Source organism: Nocardiopsis sp. NPDC101807, assembly GCF_044766605.1.
Classification (GTDB): domain Bacteria; phylum Actinomycetota; class Actinomycetes; order Streptosporangiales; family Streptosporangiaceae; genus Nocardiopsis; species Nocardiopsis tropica.
Genome location: NZ_JBIWMK010000013.1, coordinates 109,717 through 119,659, shown reverse-complemented (window position 1 = coordinate 119,659; position 9,943 = coordinate 109,717). Strand labels below are relative to the sequence as shown.

The 9,943-nt window shown below is 71.9% G+C and carries 7 protein-coding genes; 1 reads left to right on the top strand and 6 read right to left on the bottom strand.

The window, feature by feature from the left end:
* Nucleotides 1–269: 269 nt before the first annotated feature.
* The 6 genes from ACIRPH_RS30280 to acs form a co-directional block, all read right to left on the bottom strand.
* Nucleotides 270–752, bottom strand: a complete 483-nt coding sequence (locus ACIRPH_RS30280; protein ID WP_402920550.1) for a SixA phosphatase family protein — start codon at nucleotides 750–752, stop codon at nucleotides 270–272.
* A gap of 210 nt (nucleotides 753–962) precedes the next feature.
* Nucleotides 963–3,422 carry a sodium-translocating pyrophosphatase gene (locus tag ACIRPH_RS30275; RefSeq protein WP_402920547.1) on the bottom strand — a complete coding sequence of 820 codons (2,460 nt, stop codon included), beginning with the start codon at nucleotides 3,420–3,422 and terminating at the stop codon, nucleotides 963–965.
* 542 nt (nucleotides 3,423–3,964) lie between these two features.
* Complete coding sequence (locus tag ACIRPH_RS30270) at nucleotides 3,965–4,486, bottom strand: DUF309 domain-containing protein (RefSeq protein WP_402920544.1); 522 nt, start codon at nucleotides 4,484–4,486, stop codon at nucleotides 3,965–3,967.
* Nucleotides 4,487–4,493: 7 nt separating this feature from the next.
* On the bottom strand, nucleotides 4,494–5,420 hold the full coding sequence (locus ACIRPH_RS30265) for an alpha/beta fold hydrolase (RefSeq protein ID WP_402920541.1): 927 nt from the start codon (nucleotides 5,418–5,420) through the stop codon (nucleotides 4,494–4,496).
* A gap of 9 nt (nucleotides 5,421–5,429) precedes the next feature.
* Complete coding sequence (locus ACIRPH_RS30260) at nucleotides 5,430–5,918, bottom strand: phage holin family protein (protein WP_402920538.1); 489 nt, start codon at nucleotides 5,916–5,918, stop codon at nucleotides 5,430–5,432.
* Nucleotides 5,919–6,159: 241 nt separating this feature from the next.
* Nucleotides 6,160–8,130 carry an acetate--CoA ligase gene (acs, locus tag ACIRPH_RS30255; RefSeq protein WP_402920535.1) on the bottom strand — a complete coding sequence of 657 codons (1,971 nt, stop codon included), beginning with the start codon at nucleotides 8,128–8,130 and terminating at the stop codon, nucleotides 6,160–6,162.
* 209 nt (nucleotides 8,131–8,339) lie between these two features.
* Between acs and ACIRPH_RS30250 the strand changes: the two genes are divergently transcribed.
* On the top strand, nucleotides 8,340–9,152 hold the full coding sequence (locus ACIRPH_RS30250; protein WP_402920532.1) for an oxidoreductase: 813 nt from the start codon (nucleotides 8,340–8,342) through the stop codon (nucleotides 9,150–9,152).
* Nucleotides 9,153–9,943 lie beyond the last annotated feature (791 nt).

Here is a 9,943-nt window from a genome sequence, read left to right as displayed (position 1 = left end):
CCCGTTGTGCTTCGTTTGCTTTTGTCCGAATGGACTGGGCTTTTGAAGCGACTCCCTGAGTTTACATGGCCAGACCAGTGCTCGAACCGCGAGGCTCGAAAGTTCGTTCTGGTGAAAACCGGGGTTCCGGCACGGCCGCGAATGCGTCCGTTTCGCCGGGAGGGAGTGTCGCCGCTCCTCGTGGCCTTGGGCCGGTCGGAGGCGACTCGGAGAACATTACCCCCGACCGCGAGCACCGGCAACCCGACGGGCACGTGACCTGGGACACATCAGTTGAGCAGGACGCCCGTGCCCGTTCCGGGCGCCGCGTAGAGCCACTCGACCTCCAGGTCGACGGCCGCGATCGTGCCGGGAGAGTAGGACACGAGGGCCTCGTTCCCCACGAAGCCGGCGGCCACCTGGGCCACGGTGGGGTTGTGCGCCACCACCAGCAGGGTGCGCACGCCGGCGTCGACCCGGTTCACGAGTTCCAGGAGCGTGTCCACGCCGGCCGAGTACGCCTCGTCCGAGTAGTCGACCTCGGGCCGGGGCCCCGGCTCCATCGCGCCGAGCACGCCGTCCAGGGTCTGCCTGGTGCGCCTGGCGCCGGAGCAGATGACATGGTCCGGCGCGTATCCCCGCCGGGAGAGCATCCGCCCGACCGCCTCCGCCTGAACCCGCCCCAGATCGGTCAGGCCCCGCTCGTAGTCGGCGCCGTGCCCGTTCTCCGCCTCCGCGTGCCGCATCAGCAGCAGTGTGCGCGCCCCGCTCACGGCGTCAGGCTGGTCGCGACGACGGCGAGCACGCCGATGAACCCCACCATGACCGCCAGGATGGCGAGCAGGCCCTTCATCCCCGACATCTCAGAACCCCTTTTCTGCCTCGTCCGCGCGGGAAGCACACCCGCGGAACCAGGTTAGGCGTCCTCCCGCGCACGGCGACGGCCGCCCGGGTTCCCGGACGGCCGCCACCTGGGGATCGCGCTACTTGCCGTCTCCGGCGTGCGCCTCCTCCCTGTGGTCGGACCCCTTCGGGTCCGCCGCCTCGTCCCGTGCGGCTCCGTCCGTCGCCGGGGTCCCCTCTCCCGGAGCCGGTGCGCCGCCGCCCCCGGCCTCGGGGGCGTCCTTGGGAGCGGACTGCCCGCCCAGCTCCGCCAGCTGCGTCTCGGTCCCGGCGCCGCGGCTCTTGGACCAGAGGATCGCGCCGACGAGCACACCCACGGCGAGCACGGTCACCACGGTCCGGAGGACCACGTTGTCCGCGTAGATCACCACGCTGGGCGCCACGATCAGCGCAACGAGGTTCATGACCTTGAGCAGGGGGTTGATGGCCGGGCCCGCGGTGTCCTTGAACGGGTCGCCGACGGTGTCGCCGATGACCGTGGCCTCGTGGGCGGCCGAGCCCTTGCCGCCGTGGTGGCCGTCCTCGACGAGCTTCTTGGCGTTGTCCCAGGCCCCGCCGGAGTTGGACAGGAAGACGGCCATGAGCACGCCCGCGGCGATGGCGCCGCCGAGGAACGCGCCCAGGGGGGCGTAGCCGAAGGCGAACCCGACCGCGATCGGCGCCAGGACCGCGAGGAGGCCCGGGGTGACCAGTTCGCGCAGGGAGTCCTTGGTGCAGATGTCGACCACCCGCGCGTACTCCGGCAGCTCGGTGCCGTCCATGATCCCGGGGCGCGTGCGGAACTGGTCGCGCACCTCCAGGACGACGCGGCCGGCGGCGCGGCCGACCGCCATGACGGCCAGGCCGGAGAAGAAGAACACCACGCTGGCGCCGATGATGACGCCGACGAGCACGTCCGGCTGGTCGATGGAGAGCGAGAACGCCTGCTCGCCCGCGCCGAGCTGCTCCTGGACGGAGGTGCGGAAGGCGCCGAACAGGGCCGTGGCGGCCAGCACGGCCGTCGCGATCGCGATGCCCTTGGTGATCGCCTTGGTCGTGTTGCCGACGGCGTCGAGTCCGGTGAGGATCTCGGCGCCCCTGCCCTCCACGTCGCCGGACATCTCGGCGATGCCCTGGGCGTTGTCGGAGACCGGGCCGAAGGTGTCCATCGCGACGATGATGCCGACGGTGGTGAGGAGCCCGGTGCCGGCGAGGGCGACGGCGAACAGGCTCAGCGTGATGGAACCGCCGCCGAGGAGGAACGCCGCGTACACGGCGCCGGCGATGAGCAGGGCGGAGTAGACGGCGGACTCCAGGCCGACGGAGATGCCGGAGAGGATGACGGTGGCCGCGCCGGTCTCGGAGCTCACGCCGATGTCCCGGACGGGGCGCTTGTCGGTCTCGGTGAAGTAGCCGGTGAGCAGCTGGATGGCTGCGGCGAGCACCAGGCCGATGAGGACCGCGGCGATCGCGATGAACCTCGGGTCGGGGGCGGTGCCCGCGGCCTCGATCTCGGCGAGGACCTGCGGGCTGACCCCGGACAGCTCCTCGAAGCTGCCGGGCAGGTACCAGAGGGAGGTGCCGACGACGAGCAGGGCGGAGATGCCCGCGGAGATGAAGAAGCCGCGGTTGATCGCGGTCATCGCCGACCGGTCCCGGGCGCGGGGGGCGACCAGGAAGATGCCGATGATCGCCGTGATGACGCCGATCATGGGGACGAGGAGCGGGAACACCAGGCCCTCGGTGCCGAACGCCACCCGGCCGAGGATCAGCGAGGCGACGAGCACGACGGCGTAGGACTCGAAGAGGTCGGCGGCCATGCCGGCGCAGTCGCCCACGTTGTCGCCGACGTTGTCGGCGATGGTGGCGGCGTTGCGGGGGTCGTCCTCGGGGATGCCCTGCTCGACCTTGCCGACGAGGTCGGCGCCGACGTCGGCGGCCTTCGTGAATATTCCGCCGCCGACACGCATGAACATGGCCAGGAGGGCGGCGCCGAAGCCGAAGCCCTCCAGGACGATGGGGGCGTCGCCCCGGTAGAGCACGACGACGAGGGCCGCGCCGAACAGGCCGAGGCCGACGGTGATCATGCCGGCCACGCCGCCGGTGCGGAAGGCGATCCGCATGGCCCTGTGGTTGGACGCCCCGTCGCCGCCGCGGGCCGCCGCCGCGACCCGTACGTTGCCGCGCACGGCGAGCCACATGCCGATGAAGCCGGTGGCGGACGACAGCGCGGCGCCCAGGGCGAAGAAGACCGACCGGCCGATCCGGATGTCCCACGAGTCGGCGGGCAGCAGGAGGAGGAGCAGCGGGATGACGACGACGAAGACCGCGAGGGTGCGGAACTGTCGTGTCAGGTACGCGCTCGCGCCCTCCTGCACTGCGAGCGCGATGTTGCGCATCCGCTCGGTGCCCTGCTCCGCGGCGAGGACCTCACGTACCAGCATCCCCGCGACGGCGAGGGCCAGAAGTGCCACCACCATGACGATGATGACGAGTGTGAAGTCGGTGCCTGCCAGCGATAGGGCCGTGCCGCTTGGCGCGGCGAGGTTGAGCCCAGACAATCCGTCCTCCTTGAGACGGGCGCGACCTTTTCGGCCCCGTCCATCGGAAACGCGGGGGAACGGTTCGCCTCGTGGACGCCGGACCAGCGCGCCGCCGTGGACGTACCGCCGTCCGGAAGGAGCCTGAGCTGGCCCGACAGCACGCTTGGCGGGGTCGAAGCGGTGCCACCTTTGGTTGTGGTGCACACCGCCCGCGCTGCTCGCTCACGGGCGGTGATCCGGGGATTCTACGCACGATCCCGAATAAAGGTGAGTGTCGTTTCGGGATTTCCCCAAGACAAACCAAAGATGTGATCTTACGGTGATCCCAGAAGCGGGATTATTTTCCTTATCAGGGATTTTTGCCTTGAATAACAACTCATAATGCATTAATACGATGTTAACGCTAAAACACACATAAAGGAATGAAGCGGGAATCAGCCTCATCGGCCACACTGGTACCCGTGGCCACAAGAGAACACGGCTCTCCCCCGGAGGGCCTCCCCGCCGCCGCGCGCCGTCCGGCGCGGGGCGGCCCCGGGCCGCTCCCGGCGTCCGGCTCCCTACCTCCCGAGCAGGCGCAACCCCGCCGGTTCGATCGCGTCGCCCCGCTCCGCCCGGCCGGCGTCCAGGTCGTCCGCCAGCCCCCGGGCGAAGGCCGCCACACCGGCCGTGTCCACCCCGTGCGGGGCGTCCGGCCCGAACCCCTCCACCCGGTCCGCGCCCCGCCTCAGCAGGCGCGCGGCGCCGACGGCGTTCCCGCGCTGGGCGTGGGTGACGCCCACGGCCACCTGGGCGAGGCCGCGCCACAGCTCCCTCTCGGGCTCGGGCGAGGACTTCCACACGGCTTCGAGAACCTCGTGGGCGGTGAAGGCGTACCCCCCGTCGAGCAGGCGCTGGGCCTCCGACAGGCCTTCGGCCGCGGAGAACACGGCGTCGTCGGGGACCCGCTCGACCTCGCCCGCGCTCCCGTGCGGCAGCGGACGCCCGTAGCGGTCGCGGGGGCGCTGGTTCTGCGCGCGCCCGGTCCCGTCGCGATCCCGGCCCTGCCTGTCCCGGCCCTCCGACGCGGATTCCGTCGCCATCACTGCCTCACCGCCGTTCCCCGTCGCCCTCCCGGGCTCCGTCGACCCGTCCCAGCCACCCCACGAGCTCGCGGGAGACCTCATCCGGGCGTTCCTCGTGCGGGAAGTGTCCCGCACCCGGGATCGGCGCCCAGCGGTGGGCCCCCGCGACGGCGCGCCGGGAGGCGCGTGCCGCCTCGGGCGGGCACACCGGGTCGAGCTCCCCGTGGAGCTGGAGGACGGGGACGCGGACGGGCGACCGCATGCGCGCGTTGTAGCGGAGCCCGTCCGGGCGCCACCGCGAGCGGAAGATCCAGCGGTGGTACTCCAGGGAGCAGTGGGAGACCTTCGGGATGGCGAAGGCCCGCCGGTAGGCCTCCTCGGCCTCGGCGCCGGGCCAACCGGGGGCCGACCACTCGCGCAGGAGGTCGCCCACGCGGACGCACCCGTCGGCCAGGAGCCTGTGCTCCGGGAGGATCGGCACCTGCGCCCGGAGCATGTGCCGGACACCGGGCCCGCCCGAGGCGACGATCCGCGCGGTGCGCAGCGGGTGCGGCGCGGAGACCGCCGCCAGGGCGCGTACCGAGCCGGGGTGGTAGGCCGTCATCGTCCAGCCGACGAGCCCGCCCACCCCGTGTCCCACCACCGCGGCGTCCTCGTACCCCAGGGCCCGGACCAGGCCGGCGGCGTCCTGGGCGAGGGTCACGAGGTCGTAGCCGCGGGGGGTCTTGTCACTGGCCCCGTAGCCGCGCATGTCGACGGCGACGGCGCGGAACCCCGCCTCGGCGAGAGGTTCCAACTGGTACCGCCACGCCCACCAGAACTGGGGGAAGCCGTGCAGGAGGAGCACGAGGGGGCCCTCACCGGCCTCCGCCGCGTGGAAGCGCGCGCCCGCGGCCTTGACGGTCCGGTGCGTCCACGGGCCGTCGAGGTAGGCGGCGGAGTCGTCCAACACCGTGTGCGGCTACCGCGGCGCCGCCGCGGTGGCCCCGGCGGTGTCGGCGGTGTCGAGGTCGTCACCGGGCCGGGGCGGCCGGATCTCGCCGCGCAGGATGCCGGCGAGGCGCGAGGTGGTCAGCGCGGTGCGCTGGAGCCCCTGGCGCTTGCGGAAGTTGACGATGCCGTACAGCCCGAAGGCCACTGCGAGGAGCAGGTAGAACAGCGTGACGATGCCGAGGCACGCCCAGGCCGGGAGCGCGAACAGCTCGTAGAGCGCGAAGGCGATGGTCACCGAGAGCAGGATGACGAAGATGTGGGCCAGGACCGCGACGACCGCGAACCCGGCGACGCCCTTGCCGATCCTGACCGCGTCGGCCTTGGCCTCCAGCTTGGCGAGCTGGATCTCCAGCCGCACCAGCCGGGAGAGGTTGTCGGTGGCGTCGGAGACCAGCGCGCCGATGGAACGGTCGGTGCCGGCGGCGTCGGGCTCGCCGGTACCCGGCTTGTCCACCATCGTGGGGGTTCCCTTCTCTCGGTCCGAACACGCGGATGATCCTCCGCATCCTCGCACATGCCCCACTACCCATGTCCCTCACGGCACGCACAACGGCGGAGGTCCGTCTCGTCACGGGGGTGAGTGCGCGCCCGGCCGCGCGCCAGGAACGCGGCGGCGCCCCGGCCCTCGTCCGGGCCGGGGCGCCGCGTCCGCCGGAGCGCCTCGCCGCAGGTCCCGTGACGGGCCTGCGGTGCGGGTCCTAGTCGTCCCCGCGGGCGGACGGCAGCTGCTTGGCGATCACGTCCATGATGGAGGAGTCGGTCAGCGTCGAGGTGTCGCCGACGGCCCGCTCCTCGGCGATGTCGCGCAGGAGCCGCCGCATGATCTTGCCGGAGCGCGTCTTGGGCAGCTCCGGCACCGCCAGGAGCCGGGCGGGCTTGGCGATCGGGCCGAGCGAGGTGCCGACGTGGTTGCGGAGCTCCTTGACCAGCTCCTCCGGAACCTCCTCGCCCCCGTCGCGGAGGATCACGAAGCCCACGATCGCCTGGCCGGTGACCTTGTCCGCGGCGCCGACGACGGCGGCCTCGGCCACCCGGGGGTGGGAGACGAGCGCGGACTCGACCTCGGTGGTGGAGATGTTGTGGCCGGAGACGAGCATGACGTCGTCCACGCGGCCCAGCAGCCACAGGTCGCCGTCCTTGTCCTTCTTCGCGCCGTCACCGGGGAAGTACAGGCCCTCGAAGCGCGACCAGTAGGTGTCCTCGTAGCGCTGGGGGTCGCCCCAGATGCCGCGGAGCATCGCCGGCCACGGCTCACGGATGACGATGAAGCCGCCGTCGCCGTCGGGAACGGACCGGCCCGTCTCGTCCACCACGTCGGCCACGATGCCGGGAAGGGCGCGCATGGCCGCGCCGGGCTTGCCCGAGGTCACGCCGGGCAGGGGGCTGACCATGATGGCGCCGGTCTCGGTCTGCCACCAGGTGTCCACGACCGGGGTGCGGTTGCCCCCGATGTTCTCCCGGTACCAGATGTAGGCCTCGGGGTTGATGGGCTCGCCCACCGAGCCGATGACGCGCAGGCTGGACAGGTCGAATTCGGCGGGGATGTCGTCGCCCCACTTCATGAAGGTGCGGATCGCCGTGGGCGCCATGTAGGCGATGGTGACCCCGTACTTCTGGATGATCTCCCAGAAGCGGCCCCGGTGCGGCGTGTCGGGGGTGCCCTCGTACAGCACGGTGGTCGCGGCGTTGGCGAGCGGCCCGTACACGATGTAGGAGTGGCCGGTCACCCACCCGATGTCGGCGGCGCACCAGTAGACGTCGGTCTCGGCCTTGAGGTCGAACACCGCCCAGTGGGTGTAGGCCGCCTGGGTGAGGTAGCCCCCCGTGGTGTGGAGGATGCCCTTCGGCTTCGCCGTGGTGCCGCTGGTGTACATGATGTACAGCGGGTCCTCGGCGTCGTGCGCCTCCGGGGTGTGCTCGGTGCTCTGCGACTCCACGGCTTCGTGCCACCACACGTCGCGGTCGGTCCACTCGACGTCCTGGCCGGTACGGCGGACGACGAGGACGTTCTCCACGGCGGGCCGGTCGGCGACCGCGGCGTCCACGGCGGGCTTGAGGGCGCTGGCCTTGCCGCGCCGGTAGCCGCCGTCCGCGGTCACGACCAGCTTGGCCCGGCTGTCGTCCAGCCGCTGGCCGAGCGCGTCCACGGAGAAGCCGCCGAAGACGACCATGTGGACGGCCCCGATACGGGCGCAGGCGAGCATCGCGACGACGGTCTCGGGGATCATCGGCATGTAGATGGCGACGCGGTCGCCCTTGCCGACCCCGAGGCCGGTCATGGCGTTGGCCGCCTGGGAGACCATGTCCTTCAGCTCCGCGTAGGTGATGCTGCGGGTGTCGCCGGGCTCGCCCTCCCAGTGGTAGGCGACCCGCTCGCCCAGCCCATTGGCGACATGGCGGTCCACGCAGTTGACGGAGGCGTTGAGCTTGCCCCCGACGAACCACTTGGCGTAGGGCGGGTCCCAGTCCAGGACGGTGTCCCAGGGCTGCTCCCACTGCAAGCGGCGGGCCTGCTCCTCCCAGAAGCCGAGGCGGTCCTCGGCGGCCCGCTCGTAGGCCTCGGCCTTGACGTTGGCCTCGGCCGCGAGTCCGGGCGGCGGGGGGAAGCTGCGCGTCTCGTGGAGAAGGTTGGACAGTGTCTCCTGGCTCGGGGGAGTGCTGTCGGCCACTGTGATTCTCCTTACGTCGGCTGGTTCACACCCAATTAATCATGCGGTCCATACCGCGTGAACAGTCGGGGTGCAGCGCGTCGCCGGGGACCGGCGGACGAGCGGCGAACGGCCGGTGAACGGTCGCCGGTCAGCGACGAGCGGTCGGCGCGCCCCCTGCCCGCCGGGGAGGGGGCGGCCGGTGTTACCGGCGCGTAGTGTTGTTCTCCGTGAGCGAATCGACTTCTGCCTCCCCTTCCGACCCCCTGGCCCGCGTCGCGGCCCTGCCCGGTGTGAGCGACGCGGTCGCCGAGACGCGGACCCTGGTCGACCGGCTGCTGGGGCACCGCATCCTGCGACGCCGCAGCAGCGACGTGTCCATGGAGTCCGCACTGCGCGGCGCGTGCGCGTCGGCGGCGCTGGAGGGCGCCGAGGTCTCGATGGAGGAGATCCGCGAGGGGCACGTGTACGACACGCGCATCAAGGGGGCCCTGCGGGTGTCCGGCGAACTGGGGTCCCTCGTCGACACCTGGCCGAAGGCGCCGCGCCAGGCCCTGGCCCGTCTGCACACGCTCGCCGCGACCGAGGCGGTCTCCGAGGACGCCCTGGGCCGCCCCCGGCTGGCGGGGGAGCGCGTCGAGGACCCGCTCTCGCTCGGCCCCGCCCCCGCTCCGGCGGCGGCGCTCGCCCGTCTGGAGGGCCTGTACGCGCTTCTGGGCGCGCGCACCTCCGTCCCGGCCCTGGTGACGTCGGCCCTGGTCCACGGCGAACTGATGGCGATCCGGCCGTTCGGGTGGGGCGACGGCCTGGTGGCGCGCGCCGCCGAGCGGCTGACCCTGGTCGAACGGGGTCTGGACCCGAAGTCGCTGGTGCCGTCCGAGCTGGGGCACCAGACCCTGCGGGAGGAGTACGGACCGGCCCTGCGCGGCTACATGGGGGGCACCCCCGAGGGCGTCGCGGAATGGGTCGTCTACTGCTGCCGGGCGGTGCGCGCGGGGGCCCAGGACTCCCTGGCGACCTGCGAGGCCCTCAAGCGCGGCTGAGCCCCCGAAAAGGTCGAATCGTCGACCATTCCTTTATCGGCCAACAGTGACACAATCGTTGTTGGCCACGGTCGGCCCGGGCGGGCGCGCATTTCCGCGGACCGCCGCACGCGTCCGTGCAAGCACGTGGAACGGCGCCCCGCGTGACTCTCGGGGCGCCGTATCCGACACGTTCCACCGGGTTAGCAAGCGACCATTTCCATAGTCTGGCCAGGCAGTACATCCGGTTGTCCGACCTAGACGGGCCACACGCGGCCGGGTGGTGCGTGGGTTCCCGGGTGCCGTGTCGGGGTGGTTCTCAGCCACCGTCTGCTTTCTTTGTACGCCCGGGGACCCCGCTGGGAAAAGGTGGTTGACCCGAGTTTTCCGCTTGGATTCCCGAACCAATACGCAGCACCGCGTGGTAGCGTCTGTTCCGTCGTCGACCAGGGTTCTGCCGTACCGGAGGAACCCCGCCGCGAAACCCGCCCCGGATCTCCGGTCCCCGGTTTCCGGGAGGCGTCGACGACAAAGGTCTTTCGGCGGTCGTGAGAGCACGTCTCTCTCCACAGTCCCTTCCGGAGGACGGGCCCGGTCCTCCCCCCCCAGGACCGGAACTCGCGTGGCGGCCTTCGCTCCCCCTGCGGAGGCGGACCCCGCGCCCGCTCCTCCCACCTGTCGGGCGGGCATGCGTATTCGCCCCCGTGTACGCATCCCGCCCGCCGGGTGGGCCCCTCCGTCGCTCCGCCCCTCGGGCGGCTCCCCCTCACCGCGCCCCGCTCCGGGCCCCTGCGCGCCGTGCCCCGCCGACC